This is a genomic window from Reichenbachiella sp. (assembly GCF_965223055.1).
GTDB lineage: Bacteria > Bacteroidota > Bacteroidia > Cytophagales > Cyclobacteriaceae > Reichenbachiella.
In genome coordinates, this window is record NZ_CBDCVM010000006.1 from 265,833 (window position 1) to 290,490 (window position 24,658).

At 39.9% G+C, this 24,658-nt stretch carries 24 protein-coding genes; 14 read left to right on the forward strand and 10 right to left on the reverse strand.

The window, feature by feature from the left end; all coding sequences use genetic code 11:
- Nucleotides 1–38 precede the first annotated feature (38 nt).
- Nucleotides 39–1,133 (reverse strand): aminotransferase class V-fold PLP-dependent enzyme, encoded by a 1,095-nt coding sequence (locus ACOQO5_RS06220; protein ID WP_420580824.1) that lies wholly within the window; start codon nucleotides 1,131–1,133, stop codon nucleotides 39–41.
- Nucleotides 1,134–1,364: 231 nt separating this feature from the next.
- Here ACOQO5_RS06220 and ACOQO5_RS06225 point away from each other — a divergent pair, with 231 nt between their 5' ends.
- From ACOQO5_RS06225 to ACOQO5_RS06240, 4 genes are read left to right on the forward strand one after another with little or no spacing between them, the layout of a single operon-like run.
- Nucleotides 1,365–1,676 (forward strand): c-type cytochrome, encoded by a 312-nt coding sequence (locus ACOQO5_RS06225; RefSeq protein ID WP_420580825.1) that lies wholly within the window; start codon nucleotides 1,365–1,367, stop codon nucleotides 1,674–1,676.
- Nucleotides 1,673–2,860 carry an XdhC family protein gene (locus ACOQO5_RS06230; RefSeq protein ID WP_420580826.1) on the forward strand — a complete coding sequence of 396 codons (1,188 nt, stop codon included), beginning with the start codon at nucleotides 1,673–1,675 and terminating at the stop codon, nucleotides 2,858–2,860. Before ACOQO5_RS06225 ends, ACOQO5_RS06230 begins: the two co-directional genes overlap by 4 nt.
- Nucleotides 2,861–2,876: 16 nt before the next feature.
- On the forward strand, nucleotides 2,877–3,440 hold the full coding sequence (locus ACOQO5_RS06235; protein WP_420580827.1) for a nucleotidyltransferase family protein: 564 nt from the start codon (nucleotides 2,877–2,879) through the stop codon (nucleotides 3,438–3,440).
- A gap of 55 nt (nucleotides 3,441–3,495) precedes the next feature.
- On the forward strand, nucleotides 3,496–4,044 hold the full coding sequence (locus ACOQO5_RS06240) for a hypothetical protein (protein WP_420580828.1): 549 nt from the start codon (nucleotides 3,496–3,498) through the stop codon (nucleotides 4,042–4,044).
- Here the strand turns inward: ACOQO5_RS06240 and ACOQO5_RS06245 are convergent.
- The gene (locus ACOQO5_RS06245) at nucleotides 4,041–4,790 is read right to left on the reverse strand and encodes a sulfite exporter TauE/SafE family protein (RefSeq protein WP_420580829.1); all 750 of its coding nucleotides are present in this window, start codon (nucleotides 4,788–4,790) and stop codon (nucleotides 4,041–4,043) included. The two genes, ACOQO5_RS06240 and ACOQO5_RS06245, sit on opposite strands and share 4 nt — an antisense overlap.
- Nucleotides 4,791–4,792: 2 nt before the next feature.
- A complete protein-coding gene (gene folK, locus ACOQO5_RS06250) occupies nucleotides 4,793–5,275 on the reverse strand; it encodes a 2-amino-4-hydroxy-6-hydroxymethyldihydropteridine diphosphokinase (protein WP_420580830.1) in 483 nt (160 codons plus the stop codon).
- 80 nt (nucleotides 5,276–5,355) lie between these two features.
- On the opposite strand from folK, the gene sppA reads away from it, so the two are divergent.
- The 3 genes from sppA to ACOQO5_RS06265 all read left to right on the forward strand — a co-directional run bounded on the left by sppA (nucleotide 5,356) and on the right by ACOQO5_RS06265 (nucleotide 9,149).
- Complete coding sequence (gene sppA / locus ACOQO5_RS06255; RefSeq protein WP_420580831.1) at nucleotides 5,356–7,113, forward strand: signal peptide peptidase SppA; 1,758 nt, start codon at nucleotides 5,356–5,358, stop codon at nucleotides 7,111–7,113.
- A 454-nt stretch (nucleotides 7,114–7,567) separates the two neighbouring features.
- Nucleotides 7,568–8,464, forward strand: coding sequence for a hypothetical protein (locus ACOQO5_RS06260; RefSeq protein WP_420580832.1), 897 nt, complete (start codon nucleotides 7,568–7,570; stop codon nucleotides 8,462–8,464).
- Nucleotides 8,465–8,480: 16 nt separating this feature from the next.
- The gene (locus ACOQO5_RS06265; RefSeq protein ID WP_420580833.1) at nucleotides 8,481–9,149 is read left to right on the forward strand and encodes an epimerase; all 669 of its coding nucleotides are present in this window, start codon (nucleotides 8,481–8,483) and stop codon (nucleotides 9,147–9,149) included.
- Between the two features lie 25 nt (nucleotides 9,150–9,174).
- On the opposite strand, the gene ACOQO5_RS06270 is transcribed toward ACOQO5_RS06265, so the two are convergent.
- Entirely contained in the window at nucleotides 9,175–10,194 is a 1,020-nt protein-coding gene (locus ACOQO5_RS06270; RefSeq protein WP_420580834.1) for a PfkB family carbohydrate kinase, read from the reverse strand.
- Nucleotides 10,195–10,344: 150 nt separating this feature from the next.
- Between ACOQO5_RS06270 and bioB the strand changes: the two genes are divergently transcribed.
- A complete protein-coding gene (gene bioB / locus ACOQO5_RS06275; RefSeq protein ID WP_420580835.1) occupies nucleotides 10,345–11,340 on the forward strand; it encodes a biotin synthase BioB in 996 nt (331 codons plus the stop codon).
- The gene (locus ACOQO5_RS06280) at nucleotides 11,340–12,092 is read left to right on the forward strand and encodes a DJ-1/PfpI family protein (RefSeq protein WP_420580836.1); all 753 of its coding nucleotides are present in this window, start codon (nucleotides 11,340–11,342) and stop codon (nucleotides 12,090–12,092) included. The genes bioB and ACOQO5_RS06280 overlap by 1 nt, the downstream gene beginning before the upstream one ends.
- Here ACOQO5_RS06280 and ACOQO5_RS06285 read toward each other — a convergent pair.
- Both ACOQO5_RS06285 and ACOQO5_RS06290 read right to left on the reverse strand, forming a co-directional pair.
- Nucleotides 12,073–12,618, reverse strand: a complete 546-nt coding sequence (locus tag ACOQO5_RS06285) for a hypothetical protein (protein ID WP_420580837.1) — start codon at nucleotides 12,616–12,618, stop codon at nucleotides 12,073–12,075. The genes ACOQO5_RS06280 and ACOQO5_RS06285 overlap by 20 nt on opposite strands.
- 122 nt (nucleotides 12,619–12,740) lie before the next feature.
- Complete coding sequence (locus ACOQO5_RS06290) at nucleotides 12,741–13,664, reverse strand: histidine kinase dimerization/phospho-acceptor domain-containing protein (RefSeq protein ID WP_420580838.1); 924 nt, start codon at nucleotides 13,662–13,664, stop codon at nucleotides 12,741–12,743.
- A gap of 288 nt (nucleotides 13,665–13,952) precedes the next feature.
- On the opposite strand from ACOQO5_RS06290, the gene ACOQO5_RS06295 reads away from it, so the two are divergent.
- The gene (locus tag ACOQO5_RS06295; RefSeq protein WP_420580839.1) at nucleotides 13,953–15,989 is read left to right on the forward strand and encodes a hypothetical protein; all 2,037 of its coding nucleotides are present in this window, start codon (nucleotides 13,953–13,955) and stop codon (nucleotides 15,987–15,989) included.
- Nucleotides 15,990–16,078: 89 nt separating this feature from the next.
- On the opposite strand, the gene ACOQO5_RS06300 is transcribed toward ACOQO5_RS06295, so the two are convergent.
- Together ACOQO5_RS06300 and ACOQO5_RS06305 are read right to left on the reverse strand one after the other, a co-directional pair.
- Nucleotides 16,079–16,801, reverse strand: a complete 723-nt coding sequence (locus ACOQO5_RS06300) for a LytR/AlgR family response regulator transcription factor (protein ID WP_420580840.1) — start codon at nucleotides 16,799–16,801, stop codon at nucleotides 16,079–16,081.
- Nucleotides 16,802–16,890: 89 nt separating this feature from the next.
- Nucleotides 16,891–18,672, reverse strand: coding sequence for a histidine kinase dimerization/phosphoacceptor domain -containing protein (locus ACOQO5_RS06305; protein ID WP_420580841.1), 1,782 nt, complete (start codon nucleotides 18,670–18,672; stop codon nucleotides 16,891–16,893).
- 105 nt (nucleotides 18,673–18,777) lie between these two features.
- Between ACOQO5_RS06305 and ACOQO5_RS06310 the strand changes: the two genes are divergently transcribed.
- The gene (locus ACOQO5_RS06310) at nucleotides 18,778–19,755 is read left to right on the forward strand and encodes a YheT family hydrolase (RefSeq protein WP_420580842.1); all 978 of its coding nucleotides are present in this window, start codon (nucleotides 18,778–18,780) and stop codon (nucleotides 19,753–19,755) included.
- Here ACOQO5_RS06310 and ACOQO5_RS06315 read toward each other — a convergent pair.
- On the reverse strand, nucleotides 19,745–20,833 hold the full coding sequence (locus tag ACOQO5_RS06315; RefSeq protein ID WP_420580843.1) for an aromatic ring-hydroxylating oxygenase subunit alpha: 1,089 nt from the start codon (nucleotides 20,831–20,833) through the stop codon (nucleotides 19,745–19,747). The two genes, ACOQO5_RS06310 and ACOQO5_RS06315, sit on opposite strands and share 11 nt — an antisense overlap.
- 55 nt (nucleotides 20,834–20,888) lie before the next feature.
- On the opposite strand from ACOQO5_RS06315, the gene ACOQO5_RS06320 reads away from it, so the two are divergent.
- From ACOQO5_RS06320 to ACOQO5_RS06330, 3 genes are read left to right on the forward strand one after another with little or no spacing between them, the layout of a single operon-like run.
- Nucleotides 20,889–22,199 (forward strand): amino acid permease, encoded by a 1,311-nt coding sequence (locus ACOQO5_RS06320; protein WP_420580844.1) that lies wholly within the window; start codon nucleotides 20,889–20,891, stop codon nucleotides 22,197–22,199.
- Nucleotides 22,196–23,071 carry a dimethylarginine dimethylaminohydrolase family protein gene (locus tag ACOQO5_RS06325; protein ID WP_420580845.1) on the forward strand — a complete coding sequence of 292 codons (876 nt, stop codon included), beginning with the start codon at nucleotides 22,196–22,198 and terminating at the stop codon, nucleotides 23,069–23,071. The genes ACOQO5_RS06320 and ACOQO5_RS06325 overlap by 4 nt, the downstream gene beginning before the upstream one ends.
- A 4-nt stretch (nucleotides 23,072–23,075) precedes the next feature.
- Entirely contained in the window at nucleotides 23,076–23,987 is a 912-nt protein-coding gene (locus ACOQO5_RS06330; RefSeq protein ID WP_420580846.1) for an MBL fold metallo-hydrolase, read from the forward strand.
- 11 nt (nucleotides 23,988–23,998) lie between these two features.
- Here the strand turns inward: ACOQO5_RS06330 and msrA are convergent, their stop codons facing one another.
- Entirely contained in the window at nucleotides 23,999–24,658 is a 660-nt protein-coding gene (gene msrA, locus ACOQO5_RS06335; protein ID WP_420580847.1) for a peptide-methionine (S)-S-oxide reductase MsrA, read from the reverse strand.

The window sequence follows — 24,658 nt, forward strand, 5'->3', positions numbered from 1 at the left end:
TAAACTGAAGGTAATATTAGCTCAATTGAACTTAAATTCTATTTCAAGGCTTGAATTAATCGATCAACATCCTTCTCGTTATTGTAAAAGTAAAAACCCAAACGAATCAAGCCATGACGAAAGGTAAAGTCTATATTCGACTGCTTCAGCCTTTCCACTCTTGCAGGAGTGGCTTCTATCATTAAAATGTTACTACTCATTGGTGCCGGCGTAATTACTTCTACGTCAATCATTTTCAATGACTTGAGCAAATAATCTCTCAGCTGAACTGTTCGTTCTTGAATATTTTCAAAACCTAATTCCTTCAATTCTAACAAAGCATTTTCCAAGGCTAGCACTTGCTGAATCTTAAAATGCCCCAACTCCAAACGCTCAATTCCTTGCCTGTAATTATCCTCTTCATCTACACCCCGCTCATTGTCAATAATCGTATTCTGACCTGCGAAAGGAATATTGTGATTAGACACAAACTCATCTGAAGCTATAGCAATAGAAATCCCATAGCCACCTAGCATCCATTTAAATGCTGAAGCCAAAACTATGTCTACATGAGTTTCACTCAAATCCAATGGATTAGCCACCAAACCCTGCGTGGTATCGACAATAAATACCACACCATGTTTTTTACACATTTCACCTATTGCCTTCAAATCCAGGCAAGTGCCTGAATTGTACATCACCCAGCTCAACACCAAGATTTTTGAACCATTAGCGATAGCATCTTCAATGTCACACAACTCAAACCCAAAACCTTTCCTTTCAACCCATTCAATTTCAAATCCTCTGGCCAGCCAGGGCGCGCTAGTGGCCGGATAGTCTGATTTTAGCAAGGCGACTTTTCGCTTATCTTGAAGTACTTCCGCCAACTGATTCATGGCTGTACTTACATCCGGAATAATGGCCACACCATGATGCCGCGCATTCGTCATGTCAAGTATTTCATTCCGAATCTTTTTTACTGCTTCACTGGTTCTTTCATTCAAGCGGTTTCCCTCGTGCTGCCAAAGTCGCAAACAGTCCATTTGTACTTGAACCGTTTGATTAGACATGGCTCCGAATGAAGCCGAATTAAAATATGTTCGCTGTTTCGGTAGCTGGTAATTATTTCTGACCTGATTCCAATCTATGGACATAAGCTGTATTTTAATGGTGATTTATAACCGTTGATAAGGGCTTGATGGTTGTTCGTCACGAAGAAATAAATATACCTCCTCTTTTCCTTATATTTATACTGATAATTATTCATCATCAAGATCAAAAAATTGGATATCACATTTAGAAAGGCAGTGTTGAAACTTAGTTTCATCGCTTTTTCATTTTGCGTAATTGGTCACCATTCCCAAGGTCAAACTTTAGATGAAAGCATGTCAAGAGGGAAACAAATTTATCAAAATGAGTGCATGGTTTGCCACATGGAAAATGGAGAAGGTATCTCAGGTGCATTTCCGCCGTTGGCAAACTCAGACTACTTTAAAAATGATGTATCCAAAGCTGTTGACGCGATACTTAATGGACTGGAAGGAGAATTGGTAGTTAATGATGTAACTTATTTTGGTATAATGGATCCAGTGCCTTTGTCTGATCAAGAAATAGCTGATGTACTGAATTATATTCGCAATAGCTGGGGAGGAACAGCCGAGGAATTGAATGTGGCAGATATTCAAAAGATGAAATGAAAGAATTTAAAACCATATTAGAAGCCTACAATAAAGTTGATTTCAAAGAAAGGAAGGCTGCATTAGCCACTGTCGTTCAAGTCAAAGGCTCTTCGTACAGAAGTCCAGGCGCAAGGATGCTCATGCTGGACAATGGCAGATGGGTAGGCTCTATCAGTGGTGGGTGTCTAGAAGGAGACGCATTGCGGAAAGCACGTCAAGTCATTCTTAGCGGAGAATCACGAACTGTTACTTACGACACATCCAACGATGAGGACAATCAATTGGGCATAGGACTGGGATGCAATGGAATCATCGACATACTCATAGAACCTATTGATTCCGAAAGTGAATCGAACCCTATCACTCAACTGGAGGCCTTCTTGGAATATGAAAATGTGGGAGCACATGCTGTGGTATTCGAATCAGCTACCAATAAAATTTCCGTAGGGACAAAGGTTAGTTTCAATGACAAAAGAAAGCTAGAAGGTTCGAATATACTTTTGAAGGAGCAATTGATCTCTGACCTTGAACTGGTAGTAGAAAACCAAAAACCTATAATCAAGGAATACGCAATAGAAAACAAGTCAATAAAAGTCTTCCTCGAACTCATCCAACCGGGTATAGACCTCCTGATTTTTGGTGGTGGGTTTGATGCTAAACCAGTGACCGAACTGGCGCACGTGCTCGGTTGGAATGTAAGAGTGACCGACGAATGTGTGGCTCATCTAGTCCCAATAAACTTCCCATTAGCCAATGAGCTTCAATCATGCAAAAGAGAATTTGTAGACCAGGAAATAAAAATCACACCTTTCACAGCAGTGGTACTGATGTCACATAATCTGAAATACGATGAAGAAGTAATGCGACAAATCATTGGCAGTGATGCACCGTACATTGGCATTCTTGGCCCCAAGAAAAGAGCAGACAAAATATTCAAAACACTCAAGGATAAGTTTCAGATTGAAATTACCACAGACCAAATGGATCGCATCCACGCACCTATTGGCCTGGACATTGGCGCTGAAACGCCTGATGAGATAGCTGTATCGATCATTAGTGAAATTCAAGCCAAATTCTCCAACAGATCTGGCGGATTCATCAAGTACAGAACTGGCCCTATCCACCATAGAGATGGTAAAGAGGATCAAGTATTTCGTCAAGTGTATCTCAAAAACTTCTTCCCCAAAAGAAAAGCCGATTAGCCATTCACCTACCATATTGATTCTAGCAGCAGGCAGCTCTAGTCGGTTAGGGCAACCTAAGCAACTGCTACATTTCAAAGGAAAGACCCTGCTCGAAAATGTAATTGAGACCTCCGCCACCATCTCTGATGAAATCGTTGTTATTCTTGGTAGCAGCCATGAACAAATTATGCCTGTTATTTCCCACACCAGTGCGACGATTGCCTATTTCGACCATTGGCAACAAGGCATGGGCAGCACCGTTTCTTTCGGCATACAGCAAATATTGAATAAGGATCGCTATACTAAAGACGTCCTCGTTCTACTATGCGATCAGTTGCATGTGACTAAGCAAATGCTTAGCGAATTGGTCTTTTTCCATCAAGAATCTGATCATTTGATTACCGCCTGCGGATATGATAAGTCCTACGGTGCACCAGCCATTTTCAATAGAAAAACATTTCTTGATTTACTGAATCTAAAAGGTGACCAGGGTGCGAAAAAAGTTATTCAAAAACACTTCAAAAACGCACAAATCATTTCTTACCCAGAAGCTCAGGTAGACATCGATACCCCTAAGGACTTAGCATTACTCAAATAGCATAGTAGGTTTTTGGAGAATTTCTTATTTTCACCAAAACTTAAAAGCATTCAATATGTCTAAATGGGATAGCGATAAGATTTTCAGTGTTTCGGCCTTTATTATTAGTGTAGCCACATTAGCTACGCTTGTGTATCAATCACAGATCATGCGTGAGCATCAGGAAAAAACTTCGTTTCCAAAACTAGAACTGTGGAACAACAATTCTGATTCCAGATATCAACTAGAATTAAAAAACACAGGTTTGGGACCCGCCATTCTTGAAGACATTCAAGTGATTTTCAAAGACTCAGTTTACCAACTGGATCCTGCAAGTTTTGCTCATTACTACAAAGACACGTTGAAAATCCGTTACCCGCTTGGCACCTCATCGTTGCGCAAAGGTAGAGTAATAGAACCCGGAGTGAAAGTTTGGCCAATTAATATTTCATACGATTCAATCAGGTCTCATCCAATCGCTAACCTTTTCAGATCACAAGATGCCCAAGTTGTTATTCGTTATTCTTCGGTATATCAGCAATATTGGGAAATAGTAGGTACAGGCACAGCCCCTAGCTTATTAGATGAAGATCCTTTGGTAATAGACCAGCTTTTAGGCGACTAAAAGAACCACAACTTCACCGCCATGATGGATACGGTCACAATCAAGAAATAACGAATCCATTGGTCACCCTTGTCTACAGACCATCTACTGGCAAACCAACCCCCAATGGAGGTTCCAGCAGCTAAAGTCAATCCGAGCACCCAGTCGACCTGCCCCTCCCAGGTGAAGACAATCAATGCAAACAGAGTGTAAATCAGTGCTACAAACACCTTGATACTATTGGTTTTTACCAGAGACAAGTGATTGATTCCAGTGAGCGCGGCAATGATGATAAATCCTACGCCTGCCTGTATAAACCCACCATAGATACCTACAAAGAAAAATGCGATGATGCTAGCGGTTTGGCGTCCTTTGCTCATCAGTTCCACGCCTTCCTCACTCTTTTTCTTCCTTTTGAATACCGTGAGTGCGATCACCATCATCATTACGATGGCCAATATTCTATTGAACAATTCGCCACTGATATCCACTGCTATTTTAGCTCCGATAATAGCTCCAATCAAAGCAGATATAGACAGCCAAATAGAAAAACGAAAAGAAGAAACCCCTTTGCTCCTAAAACCACTCACCGCAAATATGTTTTGAAGAAAGATACCGACTCGATTGGTGCCATTGGCCATGGCAGGTGGCAGACCAAGGAAAATTAATATTGGCAAAGTCAACAATGACCCGCCTCCAGCTACTACATTGATAAAACCGGCGATCAACCCAGAACCAAAGATCAATAAGTATTCATAATACTCCATAATTAATCAATTTTCACCACCTCTAGTGGGTCAGTACAAATCCGCAACAAGTCTTTGTTGCTTTGGTTCATTTTTGGGTGTTTTTGATCTGGTGCTATCTCAACCAAAGGCACTAAGGTAAATCTTCTATGCTGAATTTCAGGGTGTGGCACGGTCAATCGTTGACTAGTGATCACTTGATCTTCATAATACAAAATATCAATATCAATCAGCCGCTCCCCCCAGTGTTCAAAACGCACTCGTCCTAAATCTTTTTCTATTTCCAGACAGGTCCCTAACAAACGCTCTGGATTCAAGCTAGTCTCTACTGCCAGCACTTGATTAAGAAAGTCATCCTGATCCTCTTTTCCCCAAGCCGAGGTTTGATATATACCCGATGGTTTGGCGATTACACCAATGCGTTCGGTAATAGATTCTCTTGCTTGTAATAAATTCTGCTTTTTGTCACCTATGTTGGTACCCAATAGCAAGTAGCATCGGCTCATATATTATCTTTGAAACTGAATCAGCCTACAGCTGAAATTAATAGTTTTGCAATAATAGAAAATAAAAGAAATCTAATTTTATGTCCTTCTTTAAATCTGTCCTTTCGACAATCACCGCATTATTCATTTTTTGCATCCTCTTTTTTATCGTGTTTATACCAGCCATGATTGGGGTAATCGCAGCCCTAGGCTCAGAAGAAATGCCTGTAGTGGAAGAAAACTCCGTATTATATATCAATCTGAGCGGCATGATCTCAGAGCGTGTTGCGGAAGATCCCTTTGCAGAAATATTTCCGGACGAAGGAGATGCCCAGCTCCCACTTTTGAAGACCTTGGCTTCCATTGAAGCAGCAAAGCATGACAGCAACATTGAAGGTATTTATTTAGAACACGGATATATCAGTGGTGGCTATGCCGCCTTGGACGAAATCAGACTCGCACTGGAGGACTTCAAGTCATCTGGAAAATTCATTTATAGTTATGGTGAGTTTATATCAGAAGGCAACTATTATGTAGCTTCTGTGGCTGATGAAATTGTTTTAAACCCTATTGGTTCTTTAGAATTCAACGGATTAAATGCGAGCATAACCTTCTTCAAAGGACTGTTTGACAAACTGGACATAGAGGCCCAAATTTTCAGAGTAGGCACTTACAAAAGTGCCGTAGAGCCTTTCTTCAGAAAAGACATGAGCGAGGCCAACAAAGAACAGATGACCTCATTCGTCAATGATATTTATGATAACATCCTGAAAAATGTAAACATATCAAGAAATATAGAACTGAACCGCTTGCGCGAAATTTCTGATCAGATGCTCATACGAAAAGCTGAGGACGCAGCAGAGTTTGGATTGATCACCAAGGTAGCCTATGAAAATCAGGTGAAAGATATGATCAAAACAAGAATGGACTTGACTCAAGATGATAAAATCAAATTCATCAACCTAAGTAGCTATATGAAGACGGTTGACTATGACTACTCTTCAAACAAAGTAGCTGTGATCGTAGCAGATGGCGAAATCGTGTCTGGAAACGGCGATTTAGAGTCGGTTGGTTCTGAAAAATTCGTAAAAGCTATCAAAGCAGCCAGAGAGAGTAAAAGAGTGAAAGCGGTTGTCATCCGTATCAACTCCCCTGGTGGATCTATGGTAGCCTCTGATGTGATGTGGAATGAAATCATGTTGACCAAGAAAGAAAAACCAGTCATCGCCTCTATGTCAAACATGGCTGCATCAGGTGGCTACTATATGGCTATGCCATGCGATACGATCATCGCACAACCTATGACCATCACTGGCTCGATCGGCATCTTCGGTATGATTCCAAATTTGGGTGGTTTCTTAGAAAACAAGTTAGGCATCACCAACGATGGCGTGAGCACCGGACAGTTCTCAGACTTGTATCGAGTATCCAGTGCTTTGAACCCTCAGGAAAAAGCCATCATCCAAACCTCCGTAGAACGTGGCTATGAGACCTTTACTGGCAAAGCAGCTGAAGGCCGTGGCATGACTCAAGACGATATCAAAGCCGTGGCTTCTGGTAGAGTGTGGACAGGAAGCCAAGCCAAGGAAAGAGGGCTGGTGGATATTCTGGGTACTTACAATGATGCGGTAACCCTAGCCGCTGAGAAAGCGGGTATCTCAGATGATTATGCCATCAAATATTACCCTACTTTGAAATCCAAATGGGAGGAAATCTTCAGCTCTGTGCTAGAAGAAACCGAAACCAGAATCTTCCATGCCAACTATGGCGAAATGGCCAAATACATAGACGCCATCAAGGAACTAGAAAAATATCAAGGTGTGCAGGCGAGAATGCCTTTTGAGGTGGAGATTAAATAGTACAAAAGGTTAAAAAGAGGTTACTCTGGGTAACCTCTTTAATTCCCTCAGAGTCACCTGACAAGGGACTCTAAGGTTGCTCGGTCGTATCTCTGTACATCAGAGTTCTCTACCGAGTAACTCTGATGGATATTGAAACTTTGAAATACATTGAAAAATCTCAATGAATTCCCATCCTTTTACCTCCTCCTCCGTATGCCATATTTCAAAGATTCAAAAACTTATTTCAATTACTCAATGACCAAAGTATTTATTCCCCTCAGAGTCACCTGCAAGGGACTCTGAGGGAATTGAGTACATCAGAGTTCTCTATCGAGTAACTCTGATGGGGATTTGTAAAGGGTAACTCTGATGGATATAGAACCACTAAAATAATTTCACGCTACCCCCATCCTTTTACCCTCCCTCCCGTATGCCATAAGTCAAAGATTCAAAAACTCATTACAATTACTCAATGACCAAAGTATTTTACTCAAGCATCGCTTATTTGGGATTAGCGATGTGGTTGCTGGCTTGCGACCAAGATGACCACTCAAACACCGATTTATACATTCAAATTCCTGACGAAAGTTTTGAAGCCCAACTCATCAATCAAGGTATAGATTCAGACACTACCATCAATCAGCAAATTTTAAAATCGGATGCGGAGTCCATATCGAGGTTGGTACTTAAAGGAAGGCAAGACACAGTGATTATTGATCTGACCGGAATCGAAGGTTTCACTAATCTAACCTTCTTATCGGCTTCGTATAATGATTTCACAACGGTTGATTTGTCGAACAATCTGAAACTCGATTCGGTATCTTTGATCGCCAATCTCTTGACTGAAATTGATTTTTCAAAAAATGAGAACTTGGTCTACGTTCAATTGGAATCAAATGAACTTAGAGCTGTAAACGGATTATCCAATAAACAAAAGCTCAATAACGTGCAGCTTTCGTTTAATTATTTGAAAGAATTGGATGTAAGTAACTCTGCGGTCGAGAAAGTATTTGCTGGTGACAACGACATTGAAACCATCGACCTCAGCGGAACCGGTGATCTGAAAAACCTTTTCCTGAAAACCAATGATCTGGTAAGTATTGACCTTAGTGAGAATCCCCTTTTAGAAACAGTCGTTTTATCCGACAATAAAATTCAAAACTTAGATGTACAAGTAAACCACCTTATAGAATACCTGTGGATATCCAGCAATTCTCTCACCAAATTAGACGTAAGCAGTCTTTCATCTTTGGTTCATCTGACGATACACAACAATCCTGATCTGAGTTGCGTCAACATTGGCTCGGATCAGGATATCCCTACGGTTACTAAAACTGAGAATCAGCAGCTTAGTGAGGGTTGTGAATAATGAATCTTTGACTTAAATGAAGAGGAAACTAAAAGTCATATTAACTGGGGCAACTGGTATGGTCGGAGAAGGTGTTTTACATGAATGTCTGCTTCATCCTGATGTGGAAAAAGTACTAGTCATTAATCGAAGGCCAGGAGGCATTTTACATGAGAAATTGACCGAAGTGATCCATGAAGATTTTACGAACTTGACTCCTATAGAGAATTCACTGATTGAGTACAACACCTGTTTCTACTGCCTGGGGGTATCTGCCATTAATATGAAAGAAGATCTGTATCGATCATTGACTTATGACCTGACACTAGACTTCGCTCAAAAGATACTTTCCTTAAACTCATATTTTTCATTCTGTTATGTATCTGGAGCAGGCACAGATAGTTCGGAGAATGGAAAACAAATGTGGGCAAGGATAAAAGGCAAGACTGAAAATGAGCTTCTGAATCTACCTTTCAAACAAGCCTACATGTTTCGCCCAGGGTATCTACAGCCAACTAAAGGTCTCAAAAACCACCAAACGTTCTATTCTTTATTTGGTTTTCTTTTCCCAATATTAAGAATCTTTTTTCCGAGATATGTTTCAACTTTGAAAGAATTAGGCCTTGCCATGATTAACATCACTACAAGTCTACCCGAAAAACAAATTCTCGAGGTACCGGACATTGTGGAATGGGCAAAGCCTTAATTTGGATAATTCCTCTAGTAAAAATTTACCGGCTAATATTCCCTGCACCACCTCGCTTCAGAAGATCATTAATATCATCAACAGACACTAAATTGAAATCACCAGAAATGGTGTGCTTGATACCTGAGGCTGCCGTAGCAAAATTGATCGTTTGTTGTGGGTCGTTGTATTTGGCTCGACCATATATGAGACCAGCCATGAATGCATCTCCTCCTCCTACTCGATCCACCAAAGGGTACAAATCATATTCGACAGACTGATGAAGTGTAGAACCATCGTATATCACACCCATCCACCTGTGATGTGTGTCATTCACGATGGTACGCAGCGAAGTAGCTATCCACTTGAGGTTTGGGAATTTTGTAAATACTGTATCATAATAAGCAGGCAGCTGATCTAGTTGCTTCTTGATGTCACCTTCGAATGGATTCTTGATGCCCGTCATGATTTCCATTGATCTAGGGTCACCTAGCATCAGAGTGGTGTGCTGTAGCAATTCGGGCATGACTTCATCTGCGCTTTTTCCATAACCCCAGAGCGAAGATCTGAAATTAAGGTCAGTAGAGATTTCAATCCCCATACTCGCAGCTTGCCTCACAGCTTCCAAGGTCACTGTTGCACAATTTTGAGACACAGCCGGTGCTATGCCCGACCAGTGAAATCTATCTACTCCTTCAAAAACTCTATTCCAATCCAAATCTGATGGTTGCAACTCGGCAAAAGAAGAATGTTCACGATCATAAATCACCTTACTACCGCGGATAGAAGAACCTTTTTCTACAAAGTACAGGCCCATTTTTTTACCTTGAATTCGCACGAACTCAGTATCTACTTTGTATTTAGATAATTCAAAAATAGCTGCTTTGCCCAATTCGTTATCCGGAAGTGCCGAAACAAATTTGGTAGGCATATTGTAATTAGCTAAGGAAATGGAAACATTGGCTTCAGAGCCACCAAAGTTTGCATCATACGAACCCATTTGCTGAATCATGCCATTGTCAGGTGGTGTCAGTCTCAAAAGTATCTCTCCAAAAGTTGCTATCATGATCGTAATTTATGGATTTTGATAGAATTAGATCAACATACTAACGAAACAAATCTTATAAATGAAACCTTCTAAATTAAGACTTGAAATAATCAAAATATTCTAATTTAGCGATTCATTATATTAACTACCTAATAAAGATTTTTGAGCATGATCATTCGAAACGACTGGACCAGAGAAGAGATTACAGAAATATACAATACACCCGTTATGGACTTGGTGTATCGCGCGGCTACCGTGCATCGTGCGTACCATGATCCCAATGAAGTGCAGGTTTGTACCTTGCTTTCTGTAAAAACTGGTGGCTGTCCGGAAGACTGTGCCTACTGTCCACAAGCAGCTCGATACCATACAGATGTGAAGGTTGAAAAATTAATGGAGGTGGATACAGTTCTAGATTCTGCTCGAGAAGCAAAGGAAAATGGTAGCACCAGATTTTGCATGGGTGCTGCCTGGAGAGAGGTGCGTGACAACCGCGATTTCGACAAGGTACTAGAAATGGTAAAAGGGGTGAATGGCATGGGCATGGAAGTATGCTGTACTCTAGGTATGCTTTCAGAGGAACAAGCTGAAAAACTGAAAGACGCTGGTCTCTATGCCTACAACCACAACCTGGACACTAGCGAAGAGCATTACGATGAAATCATCTCTACCAGAACTTACGACGATAGACTGGATACACTAGACAACGTGAGAAAAGCCAAAATATCGGTATGTTCAGGAGGTATTATTGGTATGGGAGAAAGTCATGATGACCGTGTGGGTATGCTACACACGTTGGCAACACTTGAAGAACACCCCGAGTCAGTGCCTGTAAATGCCTTGGTACCTGTAGACGGTACACCCCTAGAAGATCAGCCTAGAGTGTCAATCTGGGAAATGATAAGAATGATAGCAACCGCTAGAATCATCATGCCAAACGCTATGGTACGACTATCTGCAGGTCGAGTAAGAATGAATATAGAGGAGCAGGCATTATGCTTCTTGGCAGGAGCCAATTCTATTTTCGCTGGCGACAAACTATTGACCACACCAAATCCGGAAGAAGACATGGACAAACAAATGTTCCAAACCTTAAACTTGAAACCTAGAGCTTCATTCAAAGACAAAGAAGCTCCTGTAGAATTTCAAACTATCCCACAATAGTGAATAAGATATTTGCTTCTTGGCTTCTTTTGATCTGTGTTTCATGCACAGTGAATGTAGAGACTGAAAATTCTGTTGATCGATATAAAAATATTAAAGAGGGCCGCTATAATGTGGCCTTCTTAATTATAGATGGCACTTTCAATACTGAACTGACTGCTCCATACGACATATTTAATCATACGATATTCAGAGACAGTATCAAACCGATGAATGTCTTTATGGTAGCCAATACATTAGCGCCTATTGTCACCTTTGAAGGTATTAGGATTTTACCTGACTTTGATTACACCTCGGACAGTTTGCCTCCCATTGATATCCTTGTAGTTCCAAGTGCAGAAGGCCATTTAAACAAGGATTTAAAAGATTCCCTGATGCTGGATTTTGTAAAAACAGTGGCTGCTTCGGCACAATTCGTTACATCTCATTGTGATGGGGCTTTTGTGCTAGCAGAAGCAGGATTATTGACTGATGTAGCATCTACCACCTTCCCTGGTGATATCAATGCCTACCGTGAAAGGTATCCTAATCAAGTCATTCACGATTCCGTTTTATTTGTACATGATGGCAAATTCATCACTTCTGCTGGAGGCGCCAAGTCTTTCGAAGCAGCCTTGTACCTAAGTGAGGTTCTCTATGGAAAAAATGTAGCAAATCAACTGGCCGAAGGACTGGTTATTGATTGGGATCTCAATGCTGTTCCGCATATTGTAGTGCAAACACCTGATAATATCAATCAGGATGGAAGATAATTCCACCACCAATTAACATTTGAGGGGAATGACTGAAAAACACATCATCATTTCCACCCGCAGGTTGCGCATTGAACCCCAAATTGATGGCTGGCGAAATCGTATTGTCTTTATTAAAAATGAAAGTGGCTAAAAGATTGGTGCCAAGTGCAGACATATTGTCTAGGTCACTAGAAAACCACTGTCTAAATCCAATTTCAGCAGTCACACGCAATTCGTGATCGTCAGCAATTTCAAAATTTGGTCCTAAAAAAAAGCCCAGTTCAATAAAGCTGGCATCAAATCCACCGATATCCATACCTGGTGCTGCATGAAAATAGCCTCCGCCCAGTAGCCAGTCTCCCCATGGAAACCCTACGTTGCCATTGAGCATCACAGCCGACCCCATATCTGCGTACCCATCAGGAGGGTCAGCATATGCAGCTTCTTTTGCGCCTAACAAAAAATTAAGAGAAGCGCCCCATTGAGGTTGAGCATAACTAGTAAAACAAAAAAATAGAAGGGAAAAAAGAAGTAAAATTTTCATAGGAGGTGGTTGTAAATAATATACGATACAATATTTTAAACCAATTCCAAAAATCAATACCCTTTTTAAAGTTATATAAAAACGTCGTAAAATCACAAATTCAATTGATCCCCCCGCTTAAATTAGTGTTGTTCGTCTGCTCGATCTGAGGGCAATTTCATTTCTTTTTCCAACAGCTCATTCATTTCTTTGATAATCTCATCCAGCTGTACAGCCGATTGATCTAGGTTATCAATCAGCTGCAAACGTTCTTCCTCTTCCTTATCTTTCTTCAACAGTCCAACCAATCCAAGTATATTGGACAGTGGAGCACGCAATTGATGTGAATTCATTAGAGCGTATGTGTTAATCGTGTTAAGTTGTTCTTTAATTCGCTCAGACCGCTGAATAGCCAATTCATCCAAATTCAAATTCATTTTGTGCAGTTTGTCATTCGCTAATGCCAATTTCTGCGTTCGATCTTTCACTTGCTCTTCAAGACTTAATTCATGCGCTATGAGCTTGCGTCTAATATCCAACTGCACCAAATACATAGTGGTTACAAGTGCTGTTACTATATATTCATATTTGATCAGATGAAGCATATTGAAATAATACGCAACAAAATCCAACCCCTCTTTCGGAGATAACCAATGACTGAAAGTGATCAATAGAGGAATAATAAAAAAGAAATAGTAAAACGTAGATACTACAAACCAACCGATGGCTCTTTTCCAATCCGTTTTTATGTGGTCGATGAGCTTATGATACGTCACCCAGACGAATGCAAGTGCAATAAAATGCATACCATAAACAGTCACCCAATTCACAGAAGAAGGTGTTAGAATAGTGATTCCGCAAATAAGAAACACTGGCCACAGTGATCTAAAATAGAAAATGGCTATCAGCAAAGGAATCTCTCTAAAATCCGCACTGACACCATCAAAATCAGGCATTTTAATTTTTACATACCCGAATAAAATAGAAAGTATTCCAAAAAATATCGCATTTACTAGATCGGCAAGTATTGGAGAAGCAGCCACTCGCTGTCTGATATCAGAAATCATAAAATGTAGGTTCAAGTCTACGAAATTGTATCAAGGATTGGGTAATTAAAATTAAACAATAAAGGTCATATTTCTGTTTTCTTCTCCACCTCAATGCGGTTATAACTAACACTAATTGATTTTCCTTCACAAAGGAAAAGCCTACGTTTAGAAAGAATTTGATACCATCCATGAATTGCAATGACAATCATTGAATCATTTCGTTTTACTTCACTGTAGCAGCCGAGACTCAACATATTCTTAATAACAGAATCAGTGTTTTGAGAAATCATCTAAACTTTTAAAATCATGAAGCGATTATTTTACACTCTACTCATTGTTACGTTCATATCATCGTGCGATGAAAGTGATGACGGCGGCAGTAAAGGTTCAAATGTAGGCATCAACCTTTCTATAGATTATCCACAATCAATTAACCCTGGACAACTAATTACCATAGAGATGGTGGACCCTAATCTGGAAAGTTTCTCATTCAACATCACTCCAAACAGCATTCCCTCAAATGCTAAAATTCTTGATAGTGATGGAAATGATATAACTGCAGGTATTACAGGGTCTTATCCAGAAATGAAAGAAATCACATTCTCAGTCACAGAAGAAGGAAGTTATAACTTCAATATGAGTATAGATAACGAAAGTTGGACTTCCACTATCTCATTCAGTGCCAATGGTTGTTATTATATATCCTCGGACGAATTTCTTGCTCTTGGCAACATTGAAAAAAGAGTTCTTAATGGTGTTGACTATTGCATCATTGAGGAAATTACCATTCCCACAGACCAAAGTGTTTCTATTAATTCTGAAGTGATTATTCAACTTGGCAAGGGGGCTGGATTTATTATCAACGGTACACTTAATATTAGTCAGGCCAATTTAAATTCAATGGAAGAAGAAGGCTGGAAAGGCATTCTCATTAATGATGGAGGAACATTAAACACATATGGAAGCACGATATCAGAAGCAGGATTTAGCGCATTTTCAGACAATCAAAAAGCGGTCATTATCAATGATGGTACATTGTCTATGAGTGGGGATTATATTTCCACAACAGCCGAAGGTGCGTACGGCGTTTACTTTCTGGACAATGAATTCTCTTCAAATACCGGTTCTACAACAACAACAATTAGTGCAGAACATGCTGTTTATGGAGGTCTCGATGACTTTTTAAGCTTGAATGCACATTTGTCGGGCTCAGGATATTCCACCATTATTGGAGACGGTGAGCTCACATCAATTGCCGGCACTGGAAGCAATATCTTTTTTGGAAATGGAGCCAAAATTAATTTCTCAGGAAGTGTCCAATTTGGCCAATCCGTAAATCTTCAATCCAACGAAATAACCATGGAAGCCGATCAGTCACTAATATTTAGTAGTGGCATACAATCCAGCAATAGCACAATAAGCGGAAAAGACGGTGCCAAATGGAAAGGCGTATACTTGAATGGAACAAACAACAACTTTAATAGTATGACTATCGAAGATGCAGGTAGTGATTTTATAAATATCTCAGGAAATCCCCTTCCAGAAAAAACTGCCGTTTATGTAGCAGGTCATCTCACCTCTTTTACAGGGTGCACGATTTCTGGTTCAGGAGGGTATGGATTGTACCTCTCTAGCTTTGTTACTGCTTACTCCTCGATTTCGGGTGACAACAATACATTCGACAACAATAGCGATGCAGCTATAGCCGGTCCACTAGATTTGGTATATAAACTATTGCACAATGGTAGTTCGGCAAAAACAACTACATTCACCAATAGCACGGCAGAATCAGTTAAATTGTTTGCTCAAACTTCTGCAACTCCTTCTTCTACCGGTTATTTCCTGCCAGGTCTTGGAAGTGGCAATTATTATTTGTTGGATGAAAACTTGATATTCAATGAGAACTATGATAAGCTGACACTTCTCGAAGGAGTCCATATCAAAGTGTCAAGTGGAAAAGGTATTCAATTCTCAAACACTAACCATAGTGGTTGGGTTTCTTCAGGCACTTCGTCGAATCCAGTAATCATAGAGGCTGCTGATGCTACTGCTGGATGGAATGGCATCCATTTGCAAGGCACTCGATCAACAGAAATATTCACACTTAGTCATACTACAGTTTCTGGTGCTGGACTATTGTCTTATGTGGGTGTTCAAGCAGGAAATATAGCTTTCAACTCATCTACTGCACTATTCAATTTCACTGATTGCACTATCAAGGACAGTAAATCTTATGGTGTAATCATTGGTCTGAGCAGCAACTCTGTTGATTTTGGAGACAGCAGTAAGAATAACTCATTTTCTGGAAATGCCTCAGGGGATATATATAATGAGAATATTTAAAAAGGAATCCACCTCATGCCTAATAGACTTTCTTCCTGTTGGAAGGAAGTCTTTTTTTGACCCTGGCATTCTTATAGATAGTCAGATTTTTAGGTCATTCTTTTAAATCTTCGCAGCAGCTCCTCCTTATTGTTTTTGCTATAGGGTATGTACTGATCATCAAAATAGACAAAATCCACATCAAAACCCGTTACGTTATTCGTGTTCACCACATAAGATCTATGCACTCGCAAAAAACTAGGCAATGTAAGATTTTTACAAACTGAATTCAGATTATTAGATGAAGCATATTTACCATTTTTAGTATAAACGTGTGAATAACTACCATCCGCTTGAATATAGAGTATATCTTCTAGCATCACCTTTTCGAATATATCTCCACGTTTTAAGAAAATGGATTCTTGAGCTTTAAACGTCTGTTGCTCAGATTCAAAAATCTCCTTCAAATGGTTACTAAAAGCCAGCTCAATAGCATAAACGACATGAGATTCATCGAATGGCTTAGTTATGAACGCACTTGGGTGAGTATTAATCGCTCGCAATGCCGTTACTTTGTCCGAATTTGCAGTTAAATAAATGAGTGGAATACTATCGGTTTCATTGAGCATAGAAGCGGTAACTACTCCATCCAATTCTCCTTCCAGGTTCACATCCATCAGGATTACATCAGGTTTTTTACTTCTGACTACTTCTAAAGCCATCTCCCCAGAAGAAACACGATCCACCACATGCATCCCACATTCTTGCAGTACCTCAGAAATATCTTCGGCAGTAATCGGGTCATCTTCCACGACTAACACATTGATTCGCATGTTATTCTGTTTTGAGATTTTAGAGTAATTTAATCAATTGGATATATTGGAGAGCAATTGTCGCCACCAAATGACAGAAACTTACATTTTTATTTAGCCCTGATATATTTAGAATCAAGATGAATCTCAACAACTAACCCATTATCTTGTTTTAATTCAATTCTTGCTTTTAGTCTATTTACAAGTGCCTTAATAATTTTCCATCCAAAAGAATCAGATGAGCTTACACTATCCTCATTCCCATTCCCATTGTCCCAAACTTTTAGCACAGTATCAGTACCATTCTGACTAAAAGTAATGCTCAACCTTGGGTGTTGAATTTTTAAAAATGCATGTTTAATACAATTATTCACTAATTCATTTACTATCAACCCGAGTAATATTGCATTTTCAACATCCATTTGTAAAGGCGGAATATCCAGTTTCAATTCGATGTGCTGATCAAGGGAAGAACCAATATTTACTAAATTTTGAACCAATTCTTTTAAGTAAGAAGCGAAATCAATTTCAGCATAAGTTGCATTTTTATAGAGATGCTCATGAATTAAACCCATGGCTATTACTCTATTTTTGCTATCAATGATCGCTTGTTTACTCGAATGATCTTTGAGTTTGCGTTGTTGGATACTGAGGAAGCTACTTATCGTTTGTAGATTGTTTTTAACACGATGATGAATTTCAGCCAGAAGCATTTCGTTTTGCTTGTTCTTTTCAGCGAGCTCCTCTGTTCGCTCTGTGACCGCAACTTCCAATTTGTCTTTTTGATCTTTTTGAATTTGTTCTGTCACCTTCATCTGATCTATCAATAAGCTTTGTGCTTTTTCCCTCGCTTTATTCGTTAAAGCCATTCTAATGCCTATGCCTACGTTGAAAATAAATATCTCCATGGCCAATGCGGCCATGACAAAATAATTGGTTTGATCAACCAACTTAAGCGTAGATGCCAATTGCCCAAATAATGTAGTTGACACCAAAATACCTGCGCCAAATAATGCAATTTTGCTAAGTACAGACTTAAGCATAAATATTCTGTAGAGGCAAAAAGACATCGCGCTCAACTGAATGACTAATGAAAAAGTAGTGAAGTAAATGGAGTGTTGTATATCATAATAAAACAAGAAAGAAACGCTTTCGGCCAACACAATAAATACCACGAACCCAATACCATAATTCAACACTTTTTGGAGAACAGGATCCGTTGACTTCAACTGTAAAAACGATTGAATAAAGATCACGTAGGTAACTGTTATGGACGCAGATGTGATCCAAACCAGGGAAGGATGTATATGGTTGACCCAATCGAAGTAATATCCGAAAAAGCCGTATTGATAAGCAAAGAAGTAAAACACCGAAAATAGATACAAGGCATACTCCAAATAGATCACTTCCTTTCTTTTTACAACAACATAAAAGGCAAGACTCAAGACAAATAAAAAAAACACAATAACCAGAAACCCAGTTTTAACCATTTGACTTGCTGTTTCCTTTTCAAAGAATATCGCCGACGGAACCAATGAAATAGCCACTCCATGATCTTCTTTAGGGTCGAAAAAAGGATAAAAGATGTAGATCGTTTGAGAACCAGTGTTTAATCCAATTTTTACATGATTACCTGAAGTCAGCTTCATACCTGACTCATCATAAAATGTCATGGCGCGTAAATATTTTTTACCTCCAGACAAAACATATTCACCATTTTGATTGACCTGAATATTCACTTTTACCCAATAGCTCTGTCGAAACTTGAATGTAGTTTCTACCTCAGCAAAAGAAGGAATTGACTCCTCCTGACCCTCCACCAATAGAATAGATTCTATAGAAGCAGGAGTTCCTACTAACATCCCCAATGAAAAAATGAGCGTGTAAATCATGAAATGCTTTTAGGAAGGTGGGTATACAATATCAAAAGAATCCAAAATGAGTGTGACTTAAATATAGAATTATCATATTTTTAGTCTAATAAAGATATCAATTACGTGCCAATAATAAGTAACAGCTCATATACATCAAGACCTTTTTACTTTCCTAGCCGACATTTAGAAACAATTATTCCTTCAGTTTTTTACAAGGCTGACAAGGTTGAGTTTACGGATGAAAGACTAGCTCTTGCAGATGGGGATTTTTTAGATTTAGGGTGGCTCAAGAACAACAACCGAAAATTGCTCATTGCTTGCCATGGGCTAGAAGGTAGCCATGAAAGGCACTACATCAAACGTTCGGCGAAATATTTCAGCCAGAAAAATTGGGATTATCTAGGATGGAGTTATCGAGGATGTGGTTCGGAACTCAATCGTTTACCCAAACAATATTATTACGGCGGTATTGAAGATTTTTCGGATGTCATCGACCATGCTTTACATACGGATGCTTATGATCAAATCGTACTCCTCGGCTTTTCCATGGGTGGTTGTTTGGTGAATAAATACTTAGGTTCTCAAGACAAACTTGACGACCGAATCAAAGGTGGCATTTCATTTTCTGTATCCTGTGATTTAAAAGATAGCACTGAAGCTATACGAAAAAATGCGCTTGGTTTCTATGAAAAAGTTTTCTTAAAAAAGCTAAAAGAAAAACTACGCCTAAAGGCCCATTTTTTCGAAGAGATCAAAAGTATACCCATCGATGATATTCAATCCTTCGACGACTATTTTGAACATTACACACTTAGGTTCCATGGTCTCAAGTCAGAAGAAGAATTTTACAATAAATCATCTTGCATCAACTATTTCTATAATATTTCAAGACCCAATTTGATTGTCAACGCCCTTAACGATCCTATCCTGGGCGGAAACTGTTTTCCTTATGATAAGGTGAAGGATAATAAATACGTTTATCTAGAGACTCCAAGCTACGGCTCACACCTTGGCTTTTCATTAATTGGGAAAGAATATAGTTGGATGGAACTCCGCACTGATGAATTTCTTGAAAGTCACATTCTCCCAATTACCGATTGATAAATTCAGCCAATAATCGATGAAAATGATGCACCCCTTTTTCCATCTTTGGCGAGTAGCGACCCGCCTGATAGAAATTGGATCTTATGCCATTGTGTACGCCTTCTACTACAAACTCATCTTCTCTTTCCACCTTGTCTAATAAGGCTCCGGCACTGCTGTCAATTTTGGATTCATCATACACATAAGAGATAAATGACACTTTAGTTTTACCTGAATTGATCGGTTTCACCACATTGACAGATAATCCCCAGGGATAAAAATTAAACATCATGTTGGGGAACACCCAGTAGTAATAGGCCCCTACCTTTTTTCCAAAATCCGGATGGTCTTCTGGCAAATCGAACAACTCCGTATCATCATCCGCATAGCCAATTTGAAGGTTGAGAAGGTCATAAATCTCAGTGGTATAACTACCGTAGTCCAGTGCACTATTCAAGTCTTTATGAACAAATGGAATATGAAAACCCTCCAGGTAATTGTCACAATATAAGGCCCAATGTGCATTGATCAAATAATCCTTGGATCTGGCAGTGTCTAATCTAAAATCGGCCATTGGGAGGAATCCCACCCGCTCATTCATTTTATCAATGATAGACTGAAATGGAAATTTTTCATCTAGTCCAGCAAACAACAATGGTCCCCACTGCACCACTGGAAACTGATGCAAGTGATCGCAAGGCCTGGGAAAAGCTTTGGCATCTTGGAATTCAGGCATATGCTCGAATTCACCTTTCAAACTAAACCGACGTCCATGATACATACAGCGTAGATTTTTTTGACTCCCCGGATGATGCGCGATGATATTGCCTCTATGCGTGCAAACATTCGTCATGCAATGAATTTTATCATCGGCATCTCTCGACAAAAGCATGGGTTCGGTCAAGTAGTTTTCAAGTAAAACGAAAGGATGGACATGCTCTGGCAATTTCACCAATTGCTCATCCCCAACAAACTGCCAGGTTTTTAAAAATACCTTCTCCTTCAAAAGATCAAATACCCTTTCGTCCTTATAAAATGAAGCTGGGAGGGTTTCTGCTTTGGTAATATCTGGATCTATGATATAATTATGATTCATGCTGTCTATAGTGTACATTACTTATTGCCAGCTGAAGATAATTATTAAATTCTGAATGAGTAACGATAAAAGCAAGATTGGCTTAAGGACGGCCACTGCACTAGTGGTAGGAAACACCATCGGTTCAGGAATATTTCTACTCCCCTCTAGTTTGGCAAGTTTTGGTTCCATCAGCATAATTGGTTGGTTGGTCACCACTACCGGATCAATAACCATCGCACTCACCTTCGGGTATTTATCAAAGCATATTCCTAAAACTGGAGGACCTTATGCTTATACTAAAGCAAGTTTCGGCGACTTCGCGGCATTCTGGGTGGCATGGGGTTATTGGATTTCTATTTGGGTGGGCTCAGCAGCTATTGTAACTGCATTTATCGCTTACCTCGGTGTCTTTTTTCCTATCCTTGTTTTGGAACCGTTAGCAGGTCTGGCAGTAGCATTGTCCACCTTATGGTTCTTGGTATGGGTAAATAGTAAAGGAATAAAAACAGCTGGAAACCTTGCAGTAGTCACTACCATCATCAAAGTACTTCCCATTATTCTAATCGGCTGCATGGGCATTTTTTACATGAAATGGGAATATTTCGAGTCTTTTAATATTAGTGGAAAGTCTGACCTAAGTGCCATAGTTGCTAGTGCATCTATTACTCTTTGGGCTTTTCTTGGAATAGAAAGTGCGTCAGTGGCAGGAGAAAATGTACGCGATCCTGAAAAAAACATTGCAAAAGCGACCATCATAGGGACATTAACACTGGCCATTCTATACATAATTAGTTCAGTAGCTATTATTGGTCTCATAGCTCCCTTGGATTTGCAACAATCCACAGCTCCATTTGCAGATGCAGCAGCAACGATGTGGGGTGAAAGCGGTCGATACATCATTGCTGCTGGAGCAACTATTTCTTGCTTTGGCGCACTTAATGGATGGACATTACTCGTCGGTCAAATGCCGCTGGCTGCTGCGCAAGACAAATTATTTCCAAGAGAATTCAAAAAACTGAATAAAAATCAGGTGCCTTTATTTGGTATCCTTTTTTCAACCGTCCTTGTTTCCATTATGGTGATCATGGGAAATGCCGATGGATTGGTGGAGCAATTTCAATTTATGATTTTATTAGCCACTATGGCGTGTGTTGTACCCTATGTATTTTCCACAGCTGGATATTTAATTATAGCGGCAGAAAAAGGTCTCTTTGGGAAAGAAGGTTATCTTTCCAAAGTTATCATCGCCGCAATTGGATTCATTTTTTCTGTATGGGCCATTGCCGGCTCTGGTACGGATACTGTTTTCTGGGGCTTCATTTTGTTGCTTGTAGGTATCCCATTTTATGTTATCATTCAAATTAGAAAAAAAACAAACCCATGAAAACCAGTCATTCCGAATTTGGAGCTATTGAATCTATTGTCATCAAAAGAGTGAAAGATGCTTTCATCAATCAAAACCATATCGTTGAGCAATGGAAGTATCTCAATTATTTGGGTGAGCCAAACTTAAATAAAGCATTAAATGAATATGAAACTTTTCAAGGTCATATAAAAAACAACTGCACTCAGCTATTCACGCTACCTCAAAACGATTCGGTAGGCATGGACTCCATGTACTGCAGAGATGCGTCCATCGCCACTGATTTTGGTATGATCATTTGCAACATGGGCAAAGAAGCTCGTAGCAATGAACCCAAAGCAGAGAAAGATTTTTTTCTTGCTAATGACATTCCAATTTTAGGTGAAATTACTGCTCCCGGCACCTTGGAAGGTGGAGACGTGGCTTGGGTTGATCAAAAAACATTGGCTGTTGGTCATACCTATAGAACGAATGAAGAAGGCATTCGTCAGCTCAAAGCACTTCTAGAACCTAAAGGCATTGAAATCATTGTTGCTCAGCTTCCGCATTACAAAGGCCAATCCGATGTCTTTCATTTGATGTCTATTTTGAGTCCCGTGGATAAAGAACTGGCAGTGATTTACTCCCCCTTAATGCCTATCGACTTTCGAAACTTTTTATTAGACCGAGGTTACAGATTCGTTGAAGTTCCTGATGAAGAATTTGATTCCATGGGCTGTAATGTACTGGCGCTGGCTCCTTCCAATTGTTTGATGGTAGAAGGCAACCCAATCACACAACAAAGGCTGATTGATGCTGGCTGCGAAGTGATCACCTATAAAGGTGAAGAAATCAGTGTAAAAGGTGGTGGAGGTCCCACTTGTTTAACCAGACCCATATGGCGTAACCTATAAAATTATGAAGAAGATTATGACCCTCCTATGGCTGAGCATACTGTCAATATCAATAGCTGCTCAAGATAATGATTGGAGTCTGATGGTGCTTGGAATGGCACAAGATGCCGGGTACCCTCAAGCGGGCTGCAAAAAATCTTGCTGCGAAGCCTATTGGAAAGGAGAAAATCCAAGACAACACGCCACTTGTCTGGCGCTGTTGAACAAACAATCCAAAGAAGCCTGGTTATTCGAAGCCACACCCGATATCAAAGATCAGATTCATGCTTTGGACACCTTGGGGTATCAGCTGTCAGGGATATTCCTTACCCATGCGCACATTGGGCACTATGCAGGGTTGATTCATCTGGGGCGTGAAGTGATGGGAACAAAAAATATCCCCGTATACGCCATGCCTAAAATGAAGTCTTTTTTGGAAAACAACGGTCCGTGGAGTCAATTAGTCTCACTCAACAATATCGAGCTAAAGGAATTGAAAAACGAAGAAGCTCTTACGCTGAAGGGGATGGCTAAGGTCGCCCCATTTCTAGTACCTCATCGGGATGAATACTCGGAAACCGTGGGGTATCATATAGCTGGGCCCAATCGAACAGTCCTTTTCATTCCAGACATCAACAAATGGGAAACATGGGATTACAAATTAGCTAACATAGTCAGTCAGGTAGATTATGCTTTATTAGATGCTTCTTTCTTTGCCGATGGTGAGTTGCCTGGGAGAGACATGAGCAAAATTCCTCATCCATTCACCACGGAAACGATGGAACTGCTCGAAAGCCTAAGAAAAAAAGAAAAATCCAAAGTGCATTTCATTCACTTCAATCATACCAATCCGGCACTTTTCGATTCACCAGAACGAAAACAGGTATTGAAAAAGGGATTTAATGTCGTAAAAGAAGGTATGATATTCGAATTATAAAAGGTCAAATCTCAATGATCATCCTTGATCAGTTCGGGAAACTTCTCCTTAAATCGATTAAGCCGAGGGATAGATACCGCCCGAATATAGCCCTGATTCGGATGAAGCCTTTCATAATTTTGGTGATAATCTTCACCTACCCAAAACTGCTCAAAGGCCATCACTTCAGCAGCTACTTTTTCAGGAGCGAGTTGTTTGTTGAGTGATTCGATTTTGGATTCAATGATTTGTTTTTCTTCCTCGTTTTGATAAAATATGATCGACCGGTATTGGGATCCTCGATCTGGTCCCTGCCCGTTCACTTGAGTCACATTTTGAGAGCCAAAGTAGACATCCACCAATGTAGCAAAGCTCACCTCACCAGGATTGTAAAATACCTCTACCGCTTCCGCATGTCCGGTTCTACCTGTATTAGAAGCTTCGTAAGTGGGGTTCTTACTATGTCCTCCAGCATAACCCGAAATAGACTCTTCTACTCCTTTGACAGATTCATAGATAGCCTCCACACACCAAAAACAGCCTGACGCAAAGTAAGCGCGATTAAGACTCTTATCCTTCGATAATTTTTTTGAAGTCAAACTGGCCGCCTGATTACTTGTTTGATTTTGAGACTGACCACAGCTTATCGTAAATGCCAAAATCAGAAACAGTACGATTCCTCTATTTTTCAT